25 protein-coding genes and 1 tRNA gene are annotated in these 23,157 nt (G+C 31.8%); 7 read left to right on the top strand and 19 right to left on the bottom strand.

What is annotated here, in order from left to right; all coding sequences use genetic code 11:
- Window positions 1–59: 59 nt before the first annotated feature.
- Window positions 60–1,361 carry a cytochrome ubiquinol oxidase subunit I gene (locus tag Fokcrypt_RS00565; protein WP_323722268.1) on the bottom strand — a complete coding sequence of 434 codons (1,302 nt, stop codon included), beginning with the start codon at window positions 1,359–1,361 and terminating at the stop codon, window positions 60–62.
- Between the two features lie 119 nt (window positions 1,362–1,480).
- Here Fokcrypt_RS00565 and Fokcrypt_RS00560 point away from each other — a divergent pair, with 119 nt between their 5' ends.
- Entirely contained in the window at window positions 1,481–1,975 is a 495-nt protein-coding gene (locus Fokcrypt_RS00560) for a CarD family transcriptional regulator (protein WP_323722267.1), read from the top strand.
- Between the two features lie 82 nt (window positions 1,976–2,057).
- On the opposite strand, the gene Fokcrypt_RS00555 is transcribed toward Fokcrypt_RS00560, so the two are convergent.
- Together Fokcrypt_RS00555 and Fokcrypt_RS00550 are read right to left on the bottom strand one after the other, a co-directional pair.
- The gene (locus Fokcrypt_RS00555) at window positions 2,058–2,774 is read right to left on the bottom strand and encodes a JAB domain-containing protein (RefSeq protein WP_323722266.1); all 717 of its coding nucleotides are present in this window, start codon (window positions 2,772–2,774) and stop codon (window positions 2,058–2,060) included.
- Between the two features lie 124 nt (window positions 2,775–2,898).
- Window positions 2,899–3,522 (bottom strand): hypothetical protein, encoded by a 624-nt coding sequence (locus Fokcrypt_RS00550; protein WP_323722265.1) that lies wholly within the window; start codon window positions 3,520–3,522, stop codon window positions 2,899–2,901.
- Window positions 3,523–3,803: 281 nt separating this feature from the next.
- Between Fokcrypt_RS00550 and Fokcrypt_RS00545 the strand changes: the two genes are divergently transcribed.
- Entirely contained in the window at window positions 3,804–5,066 is a 1,263-nt protein-coding gene (locus Fokcrypt_RS00545) for an ABC1 kinase family protein (RefSeq protein WP_323722264.1), read from the top strand.
- Window positions 5,067–5,068: 2 nt separating this feature from the next.
- Here Fokcrypt_RS00545 and Fokcrypt_RS00540 read toward each other — a convergent pair whose 3' ends face one another.
- Window positions 5,069–5,950 carry a thioredoxin domain-containing protein gene (locus tag Fokcrypt_RS00540; protein WP_323722263.1) on the bottom strand — a complete coding sequence of 294 codons (882 nt, stop codon included), beginning with the start codon at window positions 5,948–5,950 and terminating at the stop codon, window positions 5,069–5,071.
- Window positions 5,951–6,197: 247 nt separating this feature from the next.
- Between Fokcrypt_RS00540 and Fokcrypt_RS00535 the strand changes: the two genes are divergently transcribed.
- From Fokcrypt_RS00535 to xth, 3 genes are read left to right on the top strand one after another with little or no spacing between them, the layout of a single operon-like run.
- Window positions 6,198–6,644, top strand: coding sequence for a ribonuclease H family protein (locus Fokcrypt_RS00535; protein WP_323722262.1), 447 nt, complete (start codon window positions 6,198–6,200; stop codon window positions 6,642–6,644).
- A gap of 24 nt (window positions 6,645–6,668) precedes the next feature.
- Window positions 6,669–8,078, top strand: a complete 1,410-nt coding sequence (rho, locus tag Fokcrypt_RS00530) for a transcription termination factor Rho (RefSeq protein ID WP_323722261.1) — start codon at window positions 6,669–6,671, stop codon at window positions 8,076–8,078.
- A 13-nt stretch (window positions 8,079–8,091) separates the two neighbouring features.
- Window positions 8,092–8,883: an exodeoxyribonuclease III gene (xth, locus tag Fokcrypt_RS00525; RefSeq protein ID WP_323722260.1), complete on the top strand. Its 792-nt coding sequence runs from the start codon at window positions 8,092–8,094 to the stop codon at window positions 8,881–8,883.
- 16 nt (window positions 8,884–8,899) lie between these two features.
- Here the strand turns inward: xth and Fokcrypt_RS00520 are convergent, their stop codons facing one another.
- The 4 genes from Fokcrypt_RS00520 to Fokcrypt_RS00505 are packed head-to-tail and all read right to left on the bottom strand — an operon-like array spanning window position 8,900 to window position 11,284.
- Window positions 8,900–9,358, bottom strand: coding sequence for a hypothetical protein (locus tag Fokcrypt_RS00520; RefSeq protein ID WP_323722259.1), 459 nt, complete (start codon window positions 9,356–9,358; stop codon window positions 8,900–8,902).
- Window positions 9,288–9,695, bottom strand: a complete 408-nt coding sequence (locus Fokcrypt_RS00515) for a hypothetical protein (protein ID WP_323722258.1) — start codon at window positions 9,693–9,695, stop codon at window positions 9,288–9,290. The genes Fokcrypt_RS00520 and Fokcrypt_RS00515 overlap by 71 nt, the downstream gene beginning before the upstream one ends.
- Before the next feature lie 11 nt (window positions 9,696–9,706).
- Window positions 9,707–10,213 (bottom strand): head-tail connector protein, encoded by a 507-nt coding sequence (locus Fokcrypt_RS00510; protein ID WP_323722257.1) that lies wholly within the window; start codon window positions 10,211–10,213, stop codon window positions 9,707–9,709.
- Complete coding sequence (locus Fokcrypt_RS00505; protein WP_323722256.1) at window positions 10,214–11,284, bottom strand: phage major capsid protein; 1,071 nt, start codon at window positions 11,282–11,284, stop codon at window positions 10,214–10,216.
- A 67-nt stretch (window positions 11,285–11,351) separates the two neighbouring features.
- Here Fokcrypt_RS00505 and Fokcrypt_RS00500 point away from each other — a divergent pair.
- Window positions 11,352–11,428, top strand: a tRNA-Val gene (locus tag Fokcrypt_RS00500).
- Between the two features lie 5 nt (window positions 11,429–11,433).
- Here the strand turns inward: Fokcrypt_RS00500 and Fokcrypt_RS00495 are convergent.
- The 8 genes from Fokcrypt_RS00495 to priA all read right to left on the bottom strand — a co-directional run bounded on the left by Fokcrypt_RS00495 (window position 11,434) and on the right by priA (window position 19,199).
- A complete protein-coding gene (locus Fokcrypt_RS00495) occupies window positions 11,434–11,841 on the bottom strand; it encodes an HK97 family phage prohead protease (protein ID WP_323722255.1) in 408 nt (135 codons plus the stop codon).
- Between the two features lie 99 nt (window positions 11,842–11,940).
- On the bottom strand, window positions 11,941–12,537 hold the full coding sequence (locus Fokcrypt_RS00490; RefSeq protein WP_323722254.1) for a hypothetical protein: 597 nt from the start codon (window positions 12,535–12,537) through the stop codon (window positions 11,941–11,943).
- Window positions 12,530–13,420 (bottom strand): protease modulator HflC, encoded by an 891-nt coding sequence (hflC, locus tag Fokcrypt_RS00485; RefSeq protein ID WP_323722253.1) that lies wholly within the window; start codon window positions 13,418–13,420, stop codon window positions 12,530–12,532. Before hflC ends, Fokcrypt_RS00490 begins: the two co-directional genes overlap by 8 nt.
- A gap of 8 nt (window positions 13,421–13,428) precedes the next feature.
- The gene (locus Fokcrypt_RS00480; RefSeq protein ID WP_323722252.1) at window positions 13,429–13,860 is read right to left on the bottom strand and encodes a hypothetical protein; all 432 of its coding nucleotides are present in this window, start codon (window positions 13,858–13,860) and stop codon (window positions 13,429–13,431) included.
- 131 nt (window positions 13,861–13,991) lie between these two features.
- The gene (locus Fokcrypt_RS00475; protein WP_323722251.1) at window positions 13,992–15,473 is read right to left on the bottom strand and encodes a DnaA ATPase domain-containing protein; all 1,482 of its coding nucleotides are present in this window, start codon (window positions 15,471–15,473) and stop codon (window positions 13,992–13,994) included.
- A gap of 255 nt (window positions 15,474–15,728) precedes the next feature.
- Window positions 15,729–16,724, bottom strand: coding sequence for a polyprenyl synthetase family protein (locus Fokcrypt_RS00470; RefSeq protein WP_323722250.1), 996 nt, complete (start codon window positions 16,722–16,724; stop codon window positions 15,729–15,731).
- Between the two features lie 9 nt (window positions 16,725–16,733).
- On the bottom strand, window positions 16,734–17,114 hold the full coding sequence (locus Fokcrypt_RS00465; RefSeq protein WP_323722249.1) for an HIT domain-containing protein: 381 nt from the start codon (window positions 17,112–17,114) through the stop codon (window positions 16,734–16,736).
- A 72-nt stretch (window positions 17,115–17,186) separates the two neighbouring features.
- A complete protein-coding gene (gene priA / locus Fokcrypt_RS00460) occupies window positions 17,187–19,199 on the bottom strand; it encodes a replication restart helicase PriA (protein ID WP_323722248.1) in 2,013 nt (670 codons plus the stop codon).
- Window positions 19,200–19,306: 107 nt separating this feature from the next.
- Between priA and Fokcrypt_RS00455 the strand changes: the two genes are divergently transcribed.
- Window positions 19,307–20,401, top strand: coding sequence for a hypothetical protein (locus tag Fokcrypt_RS00455; RefSeq protein WP_323722247.1), 1,095 nt, complete (start codon window positions 19,307–19,309; stop codon window positions 20,399–20,401).
- A 2-nt stretch (window positions 20,402–20,403) separates the two neighbouring features.
- Here Fokcrypt_RS00455 and feoB read toward each other — a convergent pair whose 3' ends face one another.
- From feoB to Fokcrypt_RS00440, 3 genes are all read right to left on the bottom strand, one after another.
- Window positions 20,404–22,548 carry a ferrous iron transport protein B gene (gene feoB, locus Fokcrypt_RS00450; protein ID WP_323722246.1) on the bottom strand — a complete coding sequence of 715 codons (2,145 nt, stop codon included), beginning with the start codon at window positions 22,546–22,548 and terminating at the stop codon, window positions 20,404–20,406.
- 8 nt (window positions 22,549–22,556) lie between these two features.
- Window positions 22,557–22,802, bottom strand: a complete 246-nt coding sequence (locus tag Fokcrypt_RS00445) for a hypothetical protein (protein WP_323722245.1) — start codon at window positions 22,800–22,802, stop codon at window positions 22,557–22,559.
- Between the two features lie 120 nt (window positions 22,803–22,922).
- Window positions 22,923–23,150, bottom strand: coding sequence for a GapR family DNA-binding domain-containing protein (locus Fokcrypt_RS00440; protein WP_323722244.1), 228 nt, complete (start codon window positions 23,148–23,150; stop codon window positions 22,923–22,925).
- Between the last annotated feature and the right edge of the window lie 7 nt (window positions 23,151–23,157).

The raw sequence follows: 23,157 nt of genomic DNA, 5'->3' as shown, positions 1-23,157 counted from the left end.
CCAATCCAGTGGTATATAGAGAACATTTCTCTTTATTTCATCAAAATTAATTTTAGATTTTACTGTTTTTGAGTATCATTACGTGCCATATAAAATATAGTCCACACATAAACGCATAACAAAACGACGTACATTATAAGATATATAGGGAATGTAAAAGAAAGCTTAGTATCCGATACTATCTTTGAGAGGGCATCGGTACGCGTTAAGATATTAAATACCAGATATGGTTGTCGCCCAACTTCACTTACATACCAACCAGCTATATTTGCTATCCACCCTGAAAAAGTCATAAAGATAAGAATGGTATTCAGAAATTTATTATAACTTTTTCTTATTATCATGCGATATGAAGCATAAATTCCAATAAAAAACATTAAAAAACCCATTCCCACCATTATTCGAAAGGCAAAAAACACAGGTAATACAGGTGGATGTGTTTCAAAGCTATCTATGCCACGAACTTCTCCATTCCAACTATGTGTCAATATGAGGCTACTTAATTTCGGAATTTCTACGGAATATTTATTCTCCGCTTTCTTTTCATTTGGTATTGCAAAAACTACAAGAGGTATTCCTTTTTTTGTTTCCCATAAACCTTCCATTGCAGCAATTGCTGCAGGATTATGCTTGAGTACATTAAGCCCATGTAGATCTCCTATAATGATTTGTATTGGCAAAAGTATAGTAATAAGCAATATCCCGAAATTTTTACCCTTAACGACGCTTTCATTATTGCTATTTTTTGTTTCCTTGTACGTCTCTATGCCAGTTATTAAGAATGCTGCTGTAATACCAGAACCTATTAAGACGTGCGAAAATTGATAGGGAAACGATGGATTAAATACAACCTGAAACCAATCTTTTGCTATTACTACTCCATCTATAATCTCAAAACCAGCAGGGGTATGCATCCAGCTATTTAAACTAATAATCCAAAATGCCGATAATGTAGTTCCAACAGCTACAAGAAAAGTTGCTATATCATGCAGTAAATTAGGTACTCTCCCAAATCCAAATAACATTATACCAAGAAAAGTTGCTTCCAAAAAGAAAGCACTTAATACCTCATTTCCAAGTAAAGGTCCCGCTATATTACCTACTTTCTCCATAAAACCAGGCCAATTTGTGCCAAATTGAAATGACATAGTAACTCCACTAACAACGCCAAAAGAAAAAGAGAGTCCAAATACCTTTGTCCAAAACATGTACAATTTTTTCCAACTTTCAGATTGACTTCTGTTAAAAGCACATTTGAAGTATAGCAATATCCAACTCAAAGCAATCGTAATTGAAGGAAATAGAATATGAAAAGTGATATTTGCTGCAAATTGCAGCCTTGCTAACATCTCAGCCGTCATAAGTTAGAAATTAATCTCTATACATCGATAAATTGTATCATTATTTCAGAAGGTTTGCAAAATCATACTAAATAGTGTAGAATGTGTCTTGATTTTAGTAGTGGAAAGTATCTGGTATTATGCAAGAACCTTTTCAAGTAGGCGATAGAGTTATTTACCCTTCTAGGGGAATAGGACAAATAGAAGGTGAATGCAATACGGAAATTGCCGGAGTCATCATCTCTTCGTATGAAATAGTATTTCTCAATGATAAGGTGAGAGTTAAAGTTCCAAAGGATAAAATTGAAACTGTTGGTTTACGTCATATCAGCACTAAACAAGAGTTAGAGACTGCTATTTCTGTGCTTAAAAGCCCAAAAACTCCAAGAAGAGGTATGTGGGGCAGAATAGCAAGGGAGTATGGAGCAAAAATAGCTTCTGGAAATTTATCTGAGATTGCTGGTGTATTGCGCGATCTATATAACTCTAACATGGCTGATGTATCAAGCGGAGCGAAGAAGTTATATGAAAGTGCATTGCTGCTCTTCAGTACGGAATTTAGTATGGTCTTCGATTGTGATCTTGAAGAAGCTAAGCGTTATGTGATCGGTATACTACATTATAGAGAACATTAATAGTGCATCCTGAATCGCTATCTCTCTCGAATATATGAGGAAGGGCATTCGTTTTTGGCATAGATTTAGCAGCACATTTCACTTATCTTAGTAGTACTTGCTTTTTAGTTTTTCCGTACCACCCTATAAGGTATTTATGAGTGATAAAGTTATCTTCTGAAAAAAAGAGTGATATGCTAATTTTCGATGTGATTAAGATATAGTCTCGTATTTTTACATTTGTGTTACATAGTAGTTCGTAAAAACGTGGAATCCTTAGAAGGGCATATACAACATCTGTACAATTGTAATGCACTATAACCACAGATGTAGCTTTCCTTACTATTGCTAATCTCAAAAATTCCATCTCATCGCACCTTAATTTTTCTCCTACAGTTACCCCAATTACATCAGATGCTATTAGTGTGTTATCTTCATCTAAACTCAATATCTTTAATATCTTACAGTCTTCTGGTGGTACTTTCAGCTCACAGTACCTCACTACACTAATACAACTATCTAACGTAATACGTTTTGCTCTTCTATTATGCATGTAACAACGGTGAAATAGCTCTGATATCGCAATAAAGAATTCTTCTACTCCTTTTCCGACATTCCTTTCATCTTTTATGTCTGAATGTTTGTTAAATACTTCTCTTAGAGATACATGTTTTCTTAGCAAGACTTTAGCTAATTCATTGGTATCTTTCCTACTAAAAACTTGGAAAAGTAATATTTCCAATAAACGCTCCTCCTTCGTAGTACCAAACTTTGCTTTTCGAAATAAACTTCTTATCCTTTTTCTGTGACCCAACGACATTTATATTTCTTTGATAAATAAAATATGTCAGGACATAATACATCGCAGCAAATATGATAATCAAGTTTATGTAATTATATAAATCATTTTATAACATGGAGTGATAAATACTTTTTTATAGAAATTAGAATAAAAATGATACTTTTAGCGATAATGAAGGTATGATAACGGGTGGTAGAGTTTTCTCCATATTTTTTTCTGCATACCCTCTTCTACTATTTTCTAATAATGTATGCACTTCTACTCTACCATCATACTCTAAGCGATTCGTTACCTTTCCTTTCTGCAATGTACCGTTTTGAGCTTCTACAGTTTTTTCAAAATTAGGAAAAAATGTATAACACAACTGAAATGAAATTTTGTCCCTATAATCAAATTTGATACCAACGCTACTAGTAATAATATGATTCTTATCGAAACGTATACTCATTAAATTATCAGCATGTCTTACATGACATATTGTAACGGTACTGTAACCACCAATACCAAAACATCCTAAATTCTTCATAAATCCACCAGAAAACGATGTAAGTAATATCCATAATACACTTGAATCATTGTTTATATCGTATTTACCTACACCAATTCCTCCTGATATATATGGACGTAATTTAAGCATTTGCTCAAGATAGTGAATTCTATCATAGTCCATTGTTACAATCTTAGAGTTCGCAGATTTTACACCAAAACAAGCAATACCAATGCTATTTATACTAGCCCATCCTTTCTCATCAAAACTCAAGCTCATCACAATAGTGCAAATAAGCAAGAGAATGCATTTTATATACATATAGCAAAAAAATTTTTGCGTATTGTACATGAAGACACTTATGCTTTCAATGCTGATATCTCATCAATTCGTACTATAACTTCTCGTAAAAAATTGCATCTTTCTCTTCACAATCTATATGTTTACTTGGATAATTCTTATCTACTAACTATGACTTAGAAGTTTCATTCTGAATTAAGTTACACTATACATAAAATAAATAGCAATCATGTGGCTTATTATCTTTTCTTGTACTTTTAATGCAGTATTTTCTAAAATTGCTTAAATTGTTATTAAAGCCGTACTCTGTAAAGATATTATTTACTCTATTGCTTTATAGCTTTTATAAAGATGCTCGTAAAAAGAGACTCGCGTTATGCAATATAGGTAAGGCATTATGCCTCGCTATGACAAATTTAGGTCCTGCATTTGTTAAATTAGGACAAGTACTTTCTACTAGGCAAGATGTAATAAGTTCCGAGATAGCTTATGAATTTCAAAAATTATACGATGGTGTACCAATACAAAATCCCGCTTCCTCAATAAATATCATCAAAGAACATTTTTCTAGTGCTAAGAATATTACATTTATAGCAGCTGGCTCTATAGCTGAAGTATATAGGGTAGAAATAGATGAAAACGTCTATGCAGTAAAGCTACTAAAGCAAAATATAGAAAGAAAATTTTACGATAATATTTCTTTTATAGCTTTTATAATAAAATATTGCATATTACTTTCAAAAAAAATGAAAGATAGATTACTAAAGATAGTGCAAAATGTAAGTATCACGTCAAAAAGTGAATTTAATTTGTATATGGAGGCCGCAACTATGGAAAGAATGCATAATTCTAACACAGTACGGAGATGTAATATAAAAGTACCAAAATTGGAATTAATGCACTCTACAAATAAAATGCTTGTGATGGAATGGATTAATGGAATATCTATAACAGACAACTCTATTATTGAAAAAAGGGAATATATTGCAAGATTGATTGCTGACTTCATTCTTTCTCAAATTTATATCGACTGCTTCTTTCATGCAGATCCTCACATAGGGAACTTTTTGTTTTACGATGATCGTGTAGTTGCTTTAGATTTTGGAATGATTGGCAGTATATCTAAGAAAGATGGGAAAATCTTTGGAAGAATTATAAAGTCTTTTCTGGAAGGAAACTATGATGATGTAGCAGATCTTCACATACAAGCATCATATTTAGATCCATCTACAAAATATACGTTCTCTATAGCATGTAGAAGCATCATGATCGCTGTACAAAATTCCAAAAAGGAATGTGCAATCTCCACTTTATTAAAAGAACTACTCTCTATCATCGATAATTTTAATATTGATATGAATCCGAATTTAGCAATGATGCACAAAGGAATGATATCTCTCGAAAGTTTGTTGAATCACTTATCCGTCGACTGCATAGAAGTAATCAAAGAATGGTTTAAAAAAAACGAAAAAGAATTCATTCCAAGCACGATTGAGAAATTTATTAATTCACTAAGGTACTAATCTTAAGGATGTTTCTCTTCTTGAGTTCGGATATCGTCAATATCTTTATCTTCTTTTTTATCTTCTTTAAGTTCTGTTATTTCTTTCTCTTCATCTTGTAAGCTATTACCTACAATGTCATTCAAACTATCTACGGACTGCATTCCGTCAATAAGCTTATTCTTAACTAAGAAGGAAGGCGTAACTCTTACTCCTATAATACGAGCTGAATCTACATTATTAGATAAAATAGCTTCTATCGAGGACACGGCTTCAGAATCCACTAAAAGAGCATTCAATTTTTCAATATCAATTCCAGAATTTCGAACTACGACCATCATCTTATCGTAATCCTTCAGTTCCTCTATTGGAGCAGTGAGAAACGCTTCATGCAAAACTTGATATGAGGATGGAGAGATTATATATGAAGCAATAGCAACTTTAGTCAATATTGCTGATTCCTCTGTACTAGGTATTCCTTTATGAAAAATTCTGAGAGGAACTTTCGTTTGTAGAGCAAATTTTTTCTGAATTGGAAGAAATGCTCTAGAAGAATCGGAAAGATAATCAAAAAATACTACCATTTGAACCTCTTCTAAATTCTGCTTTTCTTTTGGTAGAATTGATATATTTGGATCATTCTGCAACCCGTGAAATATCTCATCCACTTCATCATCAAATCTCTTCCTGTTGTAATACTCTTCTAGTATAAGAGCTACTCTTTCGGGATTTTTTTGAATATAATTAGATATCCTTTCATCTATAAGATTTTCTAAATGAGCGACATTTTGTTTTTTGTGTAGTATGCTTTTTTCCCGTTTTCTAACAAATTCCACATAAGTGGCTACTGCTATTACTAGAATGATTGTTACAAGTATAGCTACGAACAACGTTTTCTGATTCATAAGATGATGCAACGAATAAATGAAGGACATCTAATTTCCTGTCTATTTTTGAGTGCTTTTAGAGATTATATATGTGTTTTTTGTTTTTTTCAACAAAATAATCGAGCTTTCAAAGCTTTTGAAATATCGAATTTTGTAAGATATAAGATAAATATATTTGCAATAACATCAAAAGAAATATATAAGTGAGTTATTCATCAATCTTCAATCTCCACATCATAGTAATAATAAGATATTAGATCATTTTATGAGTGTTGGAATTGTTTATTGTGATGGGTCATGTCTAGGTAATCCAGGAAAAGGAGGGTGGGCATCGCTTGTAAAAGCTGATGATAAATTATTCTTGATATCCGGAGCCGAAGAACTTACATCTAACAACAGAATGGAACTCACTGCCGCCATTTCTGGCTTGAAGAAAGCGACTGAGCTAAACATGAGATACATAGAAATAAGAAGTGATAGTAAATATGTATGTGATGGAGCAAGTATATGGATAGAAAATTGGACTCGTAACAACTGGAACGGAGGAAAAGTAAAAAACGTCGATTTATGGAATGAAGTATTGTTCTATATCAGATATTTTCGAGAGAAATTATCGTGGAAATGGGTAAAAGCTCATGATGTAGATGTTATGAATATATTTGTAGATTGTGTAGCAAGAAGTAATGCGACATTTCCATGCGATATATTGTAAAATTAACTGTTTCACGTGAAACATATGAAAAATGAAAATAAAAAAATAGAAAAAAGATCTTTTACAAGAACTGTAAAGCATAGATTTGTAAGGGAAAGGAAAGAAGATGAGCAAATGAAGGATGAAAGGGAAGAAATTGCCACTTTAGACTATAAATACAAAGATAATGCAGAAATTTATTGGATTAACGATATAAGAGCAATGGATGAGTCACAGTTATTAGATTTGCAGATAAAAGTGGAAAGATTTGACAGAAAATCTGATGAAGTCGTTCATGCTGTAAATTCTTTGATAGAAAGAGGTTCTAAAGTTTTAGCATGTGGTTTGTTAGATGTGATAGGGGAAGGCTTTGGCTTTTTGAGAGCATGTGGGAATTTTCCGTGGGTTAGAAATTTTGAAGAAATATATGTACCTTCAAGTTATATAAAAAGATATTCTCTTAGAAGTGGTGATATGATTGTTGGAGCAGTTAAGTCACCTAAAAGAGGAGAGAACAAAAATTTTTCTCTTGCTAATATAGAGATGGTTAACGATGTACCTGTCACAGAATTAAGGAGAAGAGTTAATTTTGATGATTTAGTACCAGTATATCCAGATACAAGGATAGACATGAGCGACATTGAAGGAGATGACTTGAGTTGCAGAATTGTGGATATGATTAGTCCAATAGGATTTGGGCAAAGAGCTCTTGTAGTTGCACCTCCTAAGACTGGAAAAACTATTCTGATGCAAAATATAATAAATGCAATTTCAAGAAAATATCATGACTGTACTGTTATGGTGTTACTAATAGGAGAAAGACCAGAAGAAGTTACGGAAATGGAGCGTTTTGTAAAAGGAGAAGTATATAGCTCAACATTCGATGAACCTTCTCAAAATTACGTTAATCTCGCGGAAATGGTGTTGAATAGAGCGAAAAGGTTGGTAGAAACTGGGAAAGATGTTGTAATAATGCTGGATTCAATTACGAGATTAGCTAGGGCTTATAATGAAGTAGCACCATCTTCTGGTAGAATTTTGAGTGGAGGAGTTGATTCTGGCGCTCTATATAGACCTAAAAGATTTTTTGGTGCAGCAAGGAATATAGAAAATGGTGGCTCGCTTACTATAATAGGGACAACTTTAGTAGATACAGGTTCTAAAATGGATGATGTGATATTTGAGGAATTTAAAGGAACGGGAAATTCTGAAATAGTATTGAGTAGAAGATTGGCTGATAAGAGAATATTTCCTGCAATGGATATATTTAAATCTGGTACAAGAAAAGAAGAGTTATTGATAGATGCACAAAGCTTGAAAAAAATATGGGTACTAAGGAAGATATTATCAGATATGAATCCAGAAGAAGTTATAGAATTACTAAAAGAAAGAATGAAAAATACCTCTAGTAATGCTGAATTTTTCACTAATATGATAACTAATAAAATGCAGTAAATAAGTCGTTGATATGTTTTCTATTTGTACATGGAATGTAAATTCTATAAGAGTGAGGTTAGAGCATTTATCAAAGTTATGCCAAAAATATTCTCCCGATTTGGTGTTGCTACAGGAAATCAAGTGTGATGAGAATAACTTTCCTTACGAATTTATGGAAGAATTAGGATATTCTTCCTATATATATGGACAAAAATCTTATAACGGAGTAGCTATCCTATCAAAATATAGAGTTGATGAATACAAGCGTAGAGACATAGGCAATAACTTAGGAGAAGCTAGATATATAGAAATAGTGATTAATGTTCATAAAGTATGTTTTAAGGTAGCTTCATTATATCTCCCAAATGGAAGTGACGTATCTTCCCAAAATTTTAAGTCAAAACTCTTTTTTTTAGAAAGTTTAAAAGAACTTATGATGGAAGCCTATGAGCTTGATGATAACTATATCATAGGTGGAGATTTTAATGTTGCTCCAGATAACATTGATGTGTATGATCCGATAGGGATGGATGGTACTATAGGCTTTCACGAATCTGAAAGAGTAAGGTTAAAAGAAATTCTTGCGTCTAATTATATTGATATGTGGAGAGCTTTAAATCCAAATATTCAAAAATTTACATGGTGGGATTATAGAGATAGAAATTCATATGTAAAAAATCTTGGTATGAGATTAGACCATATATGTGTATCAGATAAAATCTCCAGTATGATGTCTAAAGCTGCTATATTGGATGAATTTAGGATAATGCAAAGACCCTCTGATCATGTTCCTCTTATATGTTATTTTGATCTTAGTAAGTAATAGAAGTTATTTGTTATTATTTTTGATTAGGATAGTAATAAAGATATGTATTATATGTGAATAGAACTTCCATATTTTTATAATTATTGTGATGAGATGTTTTTATCACATGCTTAGATATTTTTATGTTCTCATTAGTTAAAGAAAGCATTAAATTTGATACTATTTTTAATAATTTTTCATTATTCTTATGTTTTTCATTTACTATGTTGATAGTTACATGTAGCAAATATGACTCAAACGTAAAGTGAGAAGTTTTATCTATATCAAGTGCCTTTATAGTAAGAGAAGGAGTAAAGTATTCAGTATCTGATTCAGAGAAAAAATAATATCCAGTATTTTTATCTATATTATTAGAAGATTTTATATTTGTATCATGTTGTGATATGCAGACAGGTGAGAGGTTATAAGAATGACTTTTCAGTAATTCCTCTATTTGAGTAAGGAGATATAGTGGAGTTTTTGTTTTCATCATATTTATAATAAGTAGATATTTTAGAACATATGAAAATACAACTACTGTTTTCTTCATCAATTTCTATAGATGTTATATATCCGAGTAACTTATCTTTACTTATATATTTTGCTCTTATTGTTTCCCCTTCTTCAGTTATTGCTCGAATTATATATCTCATGTGAGATGTATTATTTATTGAAATCTTTGTTTTTTGTAGATATCTATTTTCTATCTTATCAATTTCTGTACTGATAAGTTTCCCCCATATTTTCAGCGGATTTATCCATGTATCTTTTATATTTCCGAATTCCAATATAGATGGGTTAAATTTCTCAATAATAATTGGTATTTCCATATGCTTTATATTTATATTTTATATCTTTTGAATGCCGAATATTTCCGCAATGTACTATCTAATGCGTTATTAGGCTTTTTATTTTTGTTGTTATACTCACATTCTATTACTTCTAATAAGCAATACTTCATGTGATATGTATATTTACTCGCAAAATAATTACCAGCAATATAGTAAATTGTTAGATAATCGGCTAGTAACTTTGGTAAGCCTTCTACTACTTCTTCATCTATTATTTTTGTATTTAAGTTTGTAATTTCTCTAATTATAGTTCCGTTATGAGTTACAATTTTTTGTATCTCAATTGCAGGAATTACCGGCAGTATTACGGAGTTTTTTGCTTCAGCAAATTTGTATTTATAAACTTGAGGTATTATCGCTATGTTGAGATATGCTTCTAGTTTTTTGATAGAAAAGAATTGTAACGCATTAAGCAACTCATTATCTTCATCATGCTCTATTCTGAGAAAAAGCTTTATCTCTTCTATAGATAACGGTAGTGAATATGAAAAGCTCATCTATTTATTGAGCAATTTTAGTTTTTTAAACGCTGTAGGTTGTATTACATCGCCACCAAGTCTTCTAGTCACATAAAATGTTATGCATCTTTGATCAATGTATGGATTTCTCAATATGCGAATTTCTTGCCTTTCCACTATAAGATATCCTTCTTCAAAATTCCCAAAAAGAATTGTATTGATATTTTCGCGTTGCATATTTTGAGAAATTACGACGTTCATATTTAATAACTTTGTAATTCCATTTCTTGGTATAGAATCGATAATATACTTTCCACTGCTATCTTTTAGCTTTGCTAATGTTTTAGCCACTTTAGGGCTAATAATAAAAGTGGCATTTTGAGAAAATCGTTCTTCTAAAGAATAAAATAGCTCAATAAAATGATCGATAGATAGTGAACTTATGGAGATTTCTGCAGTACCTATGTCTTTATTATTTAATATTCCTGAAGGCATAGTTTTTCCATCACCATGAAGAAAAGCCTCTTCTTCTATTGTAGCGAACTTCATAGATACTTCATTCAAAAACCACTCTTCTACATCAAAGCTCAAATCATCTAACATTGTTTGAGTAGTACGTGAAGTAGTTTCCAAATCAAAAACTGGTATTTTATGATGCTGAAATGTAATTTCGTTTTTATTTAAATTATCATCAGAATTAGTAATCCATTTTGCAGTTTGAGTAGTAGAAGGTTTTATGTATTCAAATACGCTTGTAGTGGTAAAAACTTTTTTAGATAATTTATGTATTGGAGATAATGCGGATACTTTAGAGTATAACCGTTCTTTTATTTCTTCTTTTGGTATAAATGCATTTGGGGAACCTTTGATTTCATAATCATTAGCATTTTTATGATCATATTCCAATTTTGCATATCTCATATAGGATGTTAAATGACTGTCAGATGTTGTATATCTAGGTACTGGTACAGCATTATCTGTGACATTTTTCTGTACTAGACGTTCGATCTGTGACATTTTCTTAGCAAAGTCTTTTTGTATATTTTCTAAATTAGCTATCTTTTCATGATAGATTGCTTGCTGATTTGATTGAAGATTTTCAGTATTCATTATTTATCGATAATTTGTTTAGAATATTGTTTTTTATCACGTTATGTATATTATGCAGTGTGTGATTGGGTGATTAGCTCAGGTGGTTAGAGCACTACGTTGACATCGTAGAGGTCAGTGGTTCGAGTCCGCTATCACCCACCATTTTTTTAGCCGAAGTACGTAATATGAGCTAAATAATTAGATGGTATTGTGACAATACTTATCTCTAATAATTTTGCTTTATGTATTATACGACATGGTGTACGAGGATCAGATTTAGTTGAGATTGGTATAAATCCTATACTTAGTCCTCTGATATTTGAATCACATATAAGATTTTTTACTTCTCTTGCAGTTTTTGTTGTTAGTATTATTAATGCACTTATATATAATCCATATTCATCTTGTTCTATGCTTGTAGTATATCCTACTGGCTGATTAGAAGCATGTTCCCACAGCAGTGGTAATGTAGAGGGAATAGGATTTTCAAAAGCATGTGGTTTGATGACATCATTATTTAGATCATAATGTTCAAAAACTGTAGCGTATCCGCTAATGTGAAATTGATCTGACACTCATATATGCTAATGCATAACAACGCACAAATTACTTATGCTGGTAAAAATACGATCCCGGAAGTACTACTGATAAATATAAAGTAAAATACTTAATGCTTAAAAGAAATTTTGTTGATTATAAAAAGAAAAAGCTATATCAACTGCTGTATTAAGAGTATTACTAAAGTTTTTTTTCATCAAATTCAGTTCTGAGTTATATTCTTTATCGAATAAAACGAAATTAACAGAGTTTAGTTCAGAATCTGCTAAAGTGAGCCTGTAATTGCAATTACTAAAGTATTTACTATCAACGGTGCCAAAAACATACCATTTTCTTATTTGATGATTGCTGAGTCTAAGAAAGGTGTTGGTAAATATGTTGCTGTTAATTAAGACAGCCTTATCTTTTAAAGCTGCCAAATAGCATAACGCGACTTTTGTATATTCGTAAAAGCTATTACCAAGTCTGTCTAATAGAAGTACGCAGTCGCATTCATTGCTCAATTCAGTAAGATGCTTAACATCGTACACACTAGCAACATCTTGTTTTACAGATTCTATAACCTTAACTTTATCGTCTATATTATTGCAATACAGCTTTCCAACATAAACGAAAAAGCTCACATCTTCGATACTGCATAATAAATTATTATCCGCTTCGCTATAACAATCTTTTACGATAAGTAATTTTTTCATATGCTTCATCTTACTCATTTTTCACACCTTTGAAGAAGGTATCTAAAAAACCCATTTCATCAGAAAGTAAGAAATATGTTTTATTAGAAAGTGCCTTTTTATACCCTTCAATTCTTTTGTAGAATACGTAAAAGTCTTTATCTGAAGCAGCTGCAGCTGCGACGATCTTTGCTGCTTCTGCATCTCCTTCTCCCATAATTTCCTGTGCTCGTCTCTCAGCTTCAGCTATAATAAGTTCACAATCCTTTTCGGCTGTTGTTCTTACTAATTTAGCCTGAGCTGCTCCTTGCGAACGTATCTCAACAGCTTCTTTTTCTCTATCCGTTTTCATTCTTTCATAAACTGCTTTCAGTGCTTTTTCCGGTAATTGCACACTCACAAGCCTCACATCAATTACTTCAATACCAAAAGCTCTCATTTGCGTTTTTACATTTAGTAAAACCTTCTCTATCACTATTTTTCTATTTTCTCTCAGTACATCATTGAACGAAACGCTACCTATTATCTTGCGAAGAGAAGATTCTATGACAGCCAACAATCTTTCTCTAAAAACATATTCATTATTTACCGATTCATAAAAACGCAATGGTTCAACAATTCTATACTTACAGTATGCATCTGCTTTCATTGTCTTTTGTTCTGCAGTAACGAATTCATTTGCGTCATTAGACGAAAAAGTGATATTTTGTATTCTTCTATCAAAGAAAATAACATTCTGTATAAATGGAAGTTTCACACGTAAACCTGGTTCTTTTATGACTTTAACTGGTTTTCCAAGTTGTAAAACGAGAGCGCACTGTGTTTGATGCAAAACGTAAATGCTGTTAAATGCTAAAATAACTAACGATAATGTGAAAGTTACAAATAACACTATATACCTGTGATTAAGAGCCATATTCATTCTTAAATTTAATTCTGAAATCTTCCAGCGTTGTATAAAAATTGTTGCAATACCTTGAAATTTTGCCCATCTATCTTGCTTTTATCTTTCTCATATCGTACTTTCCGAGGGAATGTAGAATAAAATGATACATCAACAATAGTATCACTTTTAGGATCTACTGTAATTTCCAAGACGTTATAACAAACCACATTTTGTCCTACAATAGGCTTATGCTTTACTAACGCTTCGATATAAAAAGCTTTTAGCATATTATCTGTTACCACTACACTCATTGGAGTACCCAACACTTTATCTATAGAACTAGCAGGAGCACCCTTCAATATAGTTTTGTCGAAAGATTCGTGATTTACATCTCGAAAAGAATAGCCATGACGTTCAATACTTGAACTGCAACTAGTACAAAATACGACACATAACAAAACAAGAAACCTACACACGTAAACGACACTTAAGCAATATGCAACTGAATCTTAGCGAAACAGAAAAAACTCACAAGATATTTTATATAAAAGCCGTAATAAAGTTATGATCAAAATTTAAAAGTGTAGTGTCCTTGCGACATTGGATTTTATTGCAATTTTGACATCAAATGATTGTAAGTGGAAACAGCTTGAGAGTTACCACTTTGGAGGGTTTTTTTGAAAGTGTTATATAAAGATATTACTGTAGAGTGAGTTCTATTTCCCATATAATTACCTATTTGATGAAATGATAACATAAAAGAGTTACGCAATATAAAAGCTAACATTTGCCTTGCGTATATGATGGATGAAGTTTTAATTCTAGATGCAAGTTGTTGTTCTGTTATCGAATAATACGAAAGTACTATAGATACTACATTTTGTATCTGTGATTGCGTTGGTAGTATGAGTGGTACTTTTGAAGAATCGCATTTTTCAGAAGTTTCGCTAGTTCCATCCGAACATGATATAGAATCAACAATATCGATATCCGGTTCTATTCCTAGAATTTCGCAAGACATTACAATTTTCTGAAGTAGAGATTCCATTTCTCTAATATTTGAAGTTTTTTGAGCTACTAATTCTAATATTTCATCAGAGATTGCTAAAGCAATTTCTGATTTATGAGAAAGTATCTTTCTTTTTTGCTCTAGTATTCTCATTTTTAGCATTTGTGTTGGCTGTTTTAGTTCTACCACCATACCTCCCAGTAAAATAGACTCTAGTCTTTTAGAAAGTGGTAATAATTTAGGATGTTCGTTTCCGGTGATGACGATACGCTTACCATTTTCTATCATTGTTGCAATTATGCATGATAATTCCTTTTCAGTTTTTTCTCTTCCACAGAGAAACTGCACATCATCAAAAAGCAATAGGTCATTATCGAGAATATTTTTTTTAAATGAGTAAATAGATTTACCTCTGATTGAGTCAATATAGCTTTGAGAAAATCGTTCAGCTGTATAGTATGAAGAGCCGTGTTTAGAAGTATAATTACTAGAAAGTATACTTTGTAGTAAATGTGTTTTGCCGTTCCCATGCTGTCCGTAAAGATACATTACATTAGGTGTACCAATACCTTCGGAGGATGTATCACATAGATGTTTTAACATAAAGTAAGCTACTTTATTAGCCTCGCCTACAACGAAATTTTGAAAAGTACATGATGAGTGAGATTTAGCTCCTGATACTGCATTACTATGTTTACCAAACGTAGAAAATTTATCATCGTTCACAGCTCCATTCTTACCTGTAGAAACAGTCATTTCTACGTGAATGACTGAAGGACAAACTTCCCTTATTGCATCTAAGATATTAATAAAGTAGTGTCGCATCACAAATTCCTTCACATAATGAGATGGAGCTTCAAGTATCAACGTATCATCTTTCTGTTCCAAAGTTTGTATTTTAGAAAGCCAATTTCTATATGCTGTGCGTCCTACTATGGATTCTAACTTTTCACTGACAATTTTCCAATTTTCTCCGAGATGTTCGACGCTTTCGCAATGCAATTTGGTTTCGCAATTGTTCTTTTCTACTTTCTCTTTGCTATCCTCTCTGATGCGTACTATGTCTATTACTTTTTTCATCACATCAACAAAATATTGTACAAACTTTAAAAGCTAAACACTTTGATCACAACAACTATAAATCATTTAATTAACAGTGGTAGATATTTTGTCAATTTTGGAGAATATTTTAAAATTTCTAAATAGCAGTGCGTTTATCAATACCGTAAGGCCTCAGCATTAATCGTATTATAAACTAGAGAAGTACTTCGGAGAGATTACTATTACAATATTTTATTATCATTTTTAAGCTTCTTTATTTTGCTATAATATTTTTTATACAGACTGAAAATTTGATAAATGACGTAAGAGATTCATGCATTCTCGTACTGCTAATAATGCATTATCAGAGTTTGTGTTTTCTTTTAATTCCTCCAATATTATAAAACTTTCTTCTAGATAAGATTTGCTATATTCCAGTACTTTTTCTGCAACTCTGTATTTGTTCATGCAATTTCCGAGAATAGTTAACTTACTTTCTGCTATGATACCTCTTTTGCTACTAAATATTTCTTTAATTATATCAATTTCTTCATTATTTGCGTTTTCTAGTAATATCATAAGAGGTAATGTAGTTTTTCTTTCGAAGATATCTTGAAAGCGTTTTTTTCCAGTATTGTTGCTGCTATAATCTAGTACATCGTCTTTAATTTGAAATAATATACCTATATTACGTCCTAATTTAGCCCACTTCTGGATATTATAGTACTTTTTCCATATAGCGGCTATTTTAGCAGTTGCCTCAAATAATACACCAGTTTTGCCGTATATAATGTTGATATATTCTTCTTTGCTAATATCATATCTTCCTATTGTAGTAAGTTGGCTAATTTCAGCTTGAGTAATATGTGATGAAGCATTTGCTAGAATCTCCATTATTTCGTATGACTTCGTTTTAGCTATAAGCTCAAAAGCTTTACTGAAAAGGTTATTTCCTACTAAAATACTCGCATTATTACCCCATATTTTATTTGCAGTTTTAATATTTCTCCTATAAGCACTATGATCTATTACATCGTCATGCAGTAGAGTTGCGGTGTGTAGTAATTCTATGGCTGCTCCTATGGATAAACTAGCGTCACAGAAATAGATATTTTCCATACCGTAACTCATTACCAGTAGTGAGAAATATGGTCTTATTCTCTTACCTCCAGCGCTCAATATATGTCTTGCAATCTTAGGTATAAGTTGGTGTTTTTTGTTGTTAGATTGAGATTCAAAGCATGAATAGATTATATCCTCTATGCGTGTGATATCGTTTTGAAATATCATACCTATAAATTAATTTGTATGTTCTTTATACGTTTCGGGTAGTAATCCTCCTAAAAATTCTCCACCAAGGATATGAATATGGAAATGTTCCACTGTCTGCATAGCATTTGCTCCTGAATTACTAATTAATCTATAGCCACTTTGTAACTCTAAAATCTTAATTGTATTGGATAGCCCATTAAAAAAGTAATGAAAAAATTGAGGAGTGGCTACATTTATAAAAGCATCAAAATTTACTACTTGTAGTTTTGGTATGCATAAAACGTGTACAGGAGCTAGAGGAGCGATATCATGAAATGATAAACAATAGTCATCTTCATATACTTTTTGACAACTAATTTCTTTTCGTAAAATCTTAGCGAAAACATTTTCTATATCGTATTTATACATAATAAATTCATAAATAATCAATTATTGGGAATTATAACGTTTTTTCATTTTTAATGCATTATCTATATAAATTTATATAAAAGAGTATGGATCTATGTCGATTTTCATTTTTTTTCTAATATTAGGATGCTTGTGAAAAACATTATTTAAGAAATTTTGTATCGCCATATTATGTTGTGATTGCAATATAATGCGATACCGGAAGGTACCGTTCAATCTAAAGATGGGACATTCTGAAGTTCCCATCACAACAACATTATGTTTTTTATTTTCACTTCTCATAATATCTTCTATAGCTCTGATGGATTGTAGTGCAGTTTTTTGATCTTGGTGTTGTATGCTCATAGAGCATAACTTAGCGAAAGGTGGCATTAATGCATTTTTTCGGTTTTGCATCTCCTGCTTTACGAAATTATCGTAGTTCATATTGATGATAGATTGTACAAACCAGTGAGTTGGTTCATGAGTTTGTAAAATAATTCTTGCATTATCCTTCTCTCTTCCAGCTCGTCCTATTAGCTGATAAAGATTCTGATACGTTTTCTCAAGTGCTCTTATATCGCTGATAAGTGGAGTACTGGAAGAGTCTATAACTATGATAAGTTGTAAATTAGGAAAGTGAAATCCTTTAGAGAGTATTTGAGTACCTATGATTACTTTTATCTTTCCGTTTTCTATTTCTGATAAGATATTATTACTTTTATTGATGACAAAGTCGCTACTTAATACGGTACTTTCATAGTTTGGAAGTAATTTATCTAATTCCTCTTTTACCTTTTCTATACCAAGACCATATAATCTAATACTGTTTATGCTATTGCATGCTGGACAAGAATATTCTAATTGGTGGTTGTAGCCACAGTAGTGACATAAAACTATATTTTTAGTTTTATGATATGTTAGTGGTACATTACATTTTTCACATCCTATTCTTGCTCCACAGGAACTACACATTAGGACGTTAGCGTATCCTCTTTTGTTGATAAAAAGCATCACTTGCTCTCCTTTTTGGAGAGTGTATTGTATTGCTTGCAATGAGTAAGGGTGGATGATCGGTAGTGTATTTTGCTTGCTATTGCATGTAGATCGGAGAGTATTTTGCCTGATGTCTAAAATTTCCACATTGGGTATTCCTGATAAACTGTATCTTTGCTCCAGTTTGTGATAGTAGTATCTGCCTTTTTTTGCGTTATATATCGTTTGTATTGATGGTGTAGCAGATGATAGTATTATCGGTATGTTATGATATTTAGCTCTTATAATTGCCATATCTCTTGCTTGATAAAGAGGATTTTCTTCTTGCTTAAATGAAGTATCGTGTTCTTCGTCTACTATGATGAGTCCTATATTATGCATTGGTAAATATAAGGCACTTCGAGCTCCTGCTACAAATTTTATCATCGACGCATCATCATATGAGCGTTGTATTCTATGCCATGTGGAACTTTTATCCGATTGCTTTACTCCGGAATGCCATATCCCTATTTCTCTAAAATACTTTTTAAATCTTACTGAAAGTTGGGTGCTTAATAGTATTTCTGGTAGTAGCACTAAAACCTGCTTGCCACTTTCTATAACTTTTTTGGCAATATAGAGATATGTTTCTGTTTTCCCTGAGCCAGTTACACCGTGCAATACATGAACACCGTATTGTTGTAGATTTGCTACTATCGATGAAGCTATTCTCATTTGATGAGAAGAAAGAGAAATGTCTTGCAATGCTTCATTATCTAGAATTTCATCTTTGCTTACTTTAAATTTTCCTATTCTATGAGGTTTCGTATGCATTCCTCCAAGAATCATTTTATAGAAAATTCCTATCGGAGACATATTATAGTGTGCCGTAGCTTTTAGAAATTGCATTGTATTTAAATCGATATGAGGTAATTCGTATATAATTTTAATTATCTCACGTACTTCAAATTGATGTTTTGTATTATGAGTCGATACTACTAAGCCGATAGTAGTAGTATTTCTAAAAGGAACTATAACAAATCTACCTAAGATATCATTTTCTAAATTCTGTACGCTATACGTGAGATAGGTATCTATTGCGATAGGTAATATTACGTCTATGTATAGCATTGCTTCTCTGAAATAATTTGCATCCGTATGCGATCATGAGCGATTAATTCTTGAAGATATAGTATTGATTGATATATTGTGTATTGATAAGGAGTGTTTAGCAGTAAATGAAGCAATTTCGCAATATTATTTTTTCTTTTTTACTATTCTGTTTTACTGAGCAAGCAGAAGTATATGGAGTTGTGCAGAGTTACGAGATATATGCAGTAGTCGGAGAGAGTGCTATTTCTAACATAGATTTGGATTATTTTGCAAAAGCTAATGAGATTTTACTCCAGAAAGCAATCAAAAGAGACGCTAAGTTGCTGAATGCGATAATAAATGCTCATCTTGCAAACATAGCTCTTCAAAGATTAGGTCTTCAACTTTCAGAGCAAGAGCTAAATCTTGTGCTAAAAAAGATAGAAGAGGAGCATAGACAATACAAGAATATCAGTATACATGAATTGCTAACCGAGAAAAATTTACCATTTTCAGAGTTTAAGAAGGTTGTTAATTTACAGATAAGTGGGGAGAAATTATTCAAAATGTCTGAATCTTTTCAAAAGATCTCAGAAAGAGAAAAAGAATGTTACATGAGATTTGGAATATCAAACTATGCCATAATGCGTATGGGAGAGATTAGTTCTGTTTTAGCTATCAATGAAATGTTTGGGGTAAAAGTATCTAAGACTTTTCGTTTGAGCGAAAATAGTCTCATAAGTTTTCATCAACTGATGATAAGAAAGGATCTATTGACAAATTCCTTACTTACTGAAATTGCCCAGCAATATAAGAAATCAAATTCTATTGATGAGGTGGCAAAATATATTGAAAACGCTACAGTTCAGTCTGAAGCTGATATTCAGTTTCCGCGTGTTATAGCTAATAAAGTTCAAGATGTTGAGGTAAAGATGCTATTTCAGGAGTATGCACAAAATATAATTGCTAATCCTGTGATAGGTATTGCAAGACCATTTTTACGTGATGAATATATTATCGTTCTAAAGATAGAAGATGTTAAAAATGCAAAATTGCAAGATATCAGGAATGTTATGTATCCACTTTCATTTTGTGATACTAGTATCACCTCTGAAGAAGAAGGAGTTGCTGAAATTGAGCTTAAGAGAGAGAAGGGATTAAATACGTTTACTACGATTATGGAAGTGAAGAAGAATGATACGTTTGTTTTCCTGACAGAAGATGGAATGAAAATGAAGTGAAATTATATTAAAGTGAATATCCATGCTAAGATATATCCTATAGAAGTAGACCATAAAAATGATAATATTGCCCATTTCAAGCCTATTTGAGATTTTATCATTGCAAAAACGGAAATGCATGGAAAGTATAGTAATACAAATACCATAAATGCGAATACATTTTGACTATTATCAAAATTCGTTTTTAATACCTCTTCGTGAATTGATATTTCAGTATTGTTTTCAAAGTATCTATTGAAAATTTGCTCATATTTTTGGAGCATCCATTTTTGTTTATTTTGCAATAACAATAATTCTTGTTCATTTGCATTATCTTCTAGAGTGTACAGTGTACGTGCGGTGGTGATAATCACTTCTTTTGAAATGATTCCAGCTATAAGTGCTACGTTTATTTGCCAATCATCAGGATGAACCCCTATGTGTTGAGTAATGAATGATATTTTTCTTCCCATTTCCGCAAGAATAGAATCAGATAAATAGTTGCTTGTAACAATTTTATATTCTTTAAGCGAAAAAGAAGAAAATGTATAAAATATTATGAGAGATATAAATATACTCTTGGTAATACTTAGTATAAATGACTTAGAGAAATCCCACGTTTTCTGACTAACTATAGCAAAAGATGGGAGTGTGTATTGTGATAATCGCAATATTATTGTATCAGGTTGTGGTTTTAGTATCTTGCATAGTATTATTGCTGTAAGGATACCTACAAAAATTCCGAGAGCATATAATTCAAAAATCTTTAAAAAAGTATATGAGCGAAAAAAGTATAATCCTATAGTGGTGAAAACTATAAATCTGCCATTACAGCTCATGAATGGTATCATCATAATTGCTATGATTCTGCTTTTTTTGTTGCTGATACTAAGCGTAGTATGTATTGATGGTACATTACAGCCAAAGCTGAGGATGAGTGGAATAATTGCATTTCCTGGTAAGCCTATTCTTGATAAAGTTCTATTCATCAAGAGTGATAATCTGCTCATATAGCCTGTTTCTTCCAAGGTGAATAAGCATGCATATAATGTACAGACTGGAGGTATGAAAGAGATGATAATATTTAATCCTAAAGAGAGGCTACGATATACTAGTATTAATAGTGCATCTGGTAGAACTCCCGAGATAGCTAATGTTGCAGGATATGTAAAGAGTGCATTTACCAAATCAAGCAATATAGGTGAAATGAAGGAACTAGATAGTGCTGATAAAAAAAGTATTCCACTTATTAAAAGTGCGAAAATCGGAAGTGTAAATATTAATTTAAATGATAGTTCATCGATGTAATTTATCAATGTTCGAGATTTTTCAACAATTACTGTTTTATCATATATTTCATTAATGAACGATGTGTAGCACGAAAATATGTTTTCAGTAAATTGTTTTATATAGCGAACAATACTGTAATCTACATAATTATAAGTTGTAGAATTTTGTAGTAATTCAAAAAGCGAAAATACGCTTATAAGGCCTGATACTTCTTTTTTAGCAGTCGTTTTAGCATGCTTTAACTCATTTATTATGCTTTTAGCTTTATCTTCGTTATCTTGAAACTGATGCTTTATTATTGATGGGAGAAGTACATTCCAAACATTATTAAAATATGGCATAACCTGATGATTATTCTTCTTTGCCGTACAAATAATAGTGGCACATTTACATAGATATTTTTTTAATTCTGTAATTGAACTATTAGAGGTTGCACTTACTACAAAAGCATCGCATCCTAATAACGTAGCAAGGGTATCATGTTTAATCGTAATACCATGCCGTTTCGCTATGTCAGCTTTTGTAATTACTATGAGTACATTAGCTTTTCTCATCATGAGCTCCATGGTGAACATGAGATCATGCTTAATATTAGTAGCGTCCACGACGCTTATATAGAGATCTACATCATCTGATTTCAGTAAGTCATGAACAATTTCGTATTCTACGTGTCCAGTTTCATAAGAAGTACCTCTTGGAAAATAATCTGTTCCCGGCAGATCTATAAACTTTATTTCTTCGCATTTTTTCTCATTCTTCATGAGAGTTACACCGAACCAATTTCCAGTTCTGCATTTAGTACCGCTCAGTCTATTCATTAAAGTAGTCTTTCCTGAATTAGGATGCCCTAAAAGAGCAACGTTACAGCAGAATTCCATAGATGTGTCTATGCTTTTGGTCTAACAAATAATACTTCAGCTACGGGTAGTCCGATTGCAACTGTAACATTAAGTTCCGCTATGAAAAGTACTATACTATCACTGTACTTACGTATTGCAGAAACTTCTTTATATGGCATAATACCAAAATTTTGCAATGTATTCCTGATATGTTCATCGCCTCTAAATTCGCACACTATAAAGGAGCATTTTTCCTTATATTTCTGCACAAAAGATGCGAGAGTATGTCCCATACTGATGCTGCGTGAATTGCACATGTGTTACGTCAGTCACTATATGAATACGATAATCAGTAATATATATCATATATCAACGAACCACCATAACAAATACTACTCTTATTAAGAAACTGCCTAAACATCATCACTTTCTAAGGCTTGCATATATTTTTCTATCATTTCATTTTCTTGAGATGCTACGTCTAATCCTTTTTTTCTTAATGCTACCACTTTCTTTACGATTTTAGGTTCTAATCCTATAGATCTAGATTGAGCATATGTTTCTTTTATCAGTTCGGTCAGCTCATGCTTTTCTTCTTCTAATTTTTCTAATTTTTGGATTATTTGTTTTAATATTTTCATTACAGTA

It is taken from the genome of Candidatus Fokinia cryptica, from assembly GCF_034359305.1.
GTDB lineage: Bacteria > Pseudomonadota > Alphaproteobacteria > Rickettsiales > Midichloriaceae > Fokinia > Fokinia crypta.
Note: the sequence above shows the minus strand (reverse complement) of the source record. Positions and strands in the feature narration are given on the sequence as shown.

Excerpts from the sequence above, each read along its gene's own strand:
- Fokcrypt_RS00455 (WP_323722247.1), top strand. The coding sequence starts at position 19,307 with ATGAAGCAATTTCGCAATATTATTTTTTCTTTTTTACTATTCTGTTTT.
- Fokcrypt_RS00490 (WP_323722254.1), bottom strand. The coding sequence starts at position 12,537 with ATGAGTAAGATGAAGCATATGAAAAAATTACTTATCGTAAAAGATTGT.
- Fokcrypt_RS00510 (WP_323722257.1), bottom strand. The coding sequence starts at position 10,213 with ATGAGCTTTTCATATTCACTACCGTTATCTATAGAAGAGATAAAGCTT.
- Fokcrypt_RS00550 (WP_323722265.1), bottom strand. The coding sequence starts at position 3,522 with ATGAGCTTGAGTTTTGATGAGAAAGGATGGGCTAGTATAAATAGCATT.
- Fokcrypt_RS00505 (WP_323722256.1), bottom strand. The coding sequence starts at position 11,284 with ATGAATACTGAAAATCTTCAATCAAATCAGCAAGCAATCTATCATGAA.
- Fokcrypt_RS00465 (WP_323722249.1), bottom strand. The coding sequence starts at position 17,114 with ATGTATAAATACGATATAGAAAATGTTTTCGCTAAGATTTTACGAAAA.
- Fokcrypt_RS00445 (WP_323722245.1), bottom strand. The coding sequence starts at position 22,802 with ATGGGACATACTCTCGCATCTTTTGTGCAGAAATATAAGGAAAAATGC.
- Fokcrypt_RS00520 (WP_323722259.1), bottom strand. The coding sequence starts at position 9,358 with ATGATGAAAACAAAAACTCCACTATATCTCCTTACTCAAATAGAGGAA.
- Fokcrypt_RS00545 (WP_323722264.1), top strand. The coding sequence starts at position 3,804 with ATGCAGTATTTTCTAAAATTGCTTAAATTGTTATTAAAGCCGTACTCT.
- Fokcrypt_RS00565 (WP_323722268.1), bottom strand. The coding sequence starts at position 1,361 with ATGACGGCTGAGATGTTAGCAAGGCTGCAATTTGCAGCAAATATCACT.
- Fokcrypt_RS00470 (WP_323722250.1), bottom strand. The coding sequence starts at position 16,724 with ATGATATTTCAAAACGATATCACACGCATAGAGGATATAATCTATTCA.
- Fokcrypt_RS00475 (WP_323722251.1), bottom strand. The coding sequence starts at position 15,473 with ATGAAAAAAGTAATAGACATAGTACGCATCAGAGAGGATAGCAAAGAG.
- rho (WP_323722261.1), top strand. The coding sequence starts at position 6,669 with ATGAAAAATGAAAATAAAAAAATAGAAAAAAGATCTTTTACAAGAACT.
- hflC (WP_323722253.1), bottom strand. The coding sequence starts at position 13,420 with ATGAATATGGCTCTTAATCACAGGTATATAGTGTTATTTGTAACTTTC.
- Fokcrypt_RS00440 (WP_323722244.1), bottom strand. The coding sequence starts at position 23,150 with ATGAAAATATTAAAACAAATAATCCAAAAATTAGAAAAATTAGAAGAA.
- Fokcrypt_RS00560 (WP_323722267.1), top strand. The coding sequence starts at position 1,481 with ATGCAAGAACCTTTTCAAGTAGGCGATAGAGTTATTTACCCTTCTAGG.
- Fokcrypt_RS00555 (WP_323722266.1), bottom strand. The coding sequence starts at position 2,774 with ATGTCGTTGGGTCACAGAAAAAGGATAAGAAGTTTATTTCGAAAAGCA.
- Fokcrypt_RS00535 (WP_323722262.1), top strand. The coding sequence starts at position 6,198 with ATGAGTGTTGGAATTGTTTATTGTGATGGGTCATGTCTAGGTAATCCA.
- priA (WP_323722248.1), bottom strand. The coding sequence starts at position 19,199 with ATGCTATACATAGACGTAATATTACCTATCGCAATAGATACCTATCTC.
- Fokcrypt_RS00515 (WP_323722258.1), bottom strand. The coding sequence starts at position 9,695 with ATGGAAATACCAATTATTATTGAGAAATTTAACCCATCTATATTGGAA.
- feoB (WP_323722246.1), bottom strand. The coding sequence starts at position 22,548 with ATGGAATTCTGCTGTAACGTTGCTCTTTTAGGGCATCCTAATTCAGGA.
- Fokcrypt_RS00540 (WP_323722263.1), bottom strand. The coding sequence starts at position 5,950 with ATGAATCAGAAAACGTTGTTCGTAGCTATACTTGTAACAATCATTCTA.
- xth (WP_323722260.1), top strand. The coding sequence starts at position 8,092 with ATGTTTTCTATTTGTACATGGAATGTAAATTCTATAAGAGTGAGGTTA.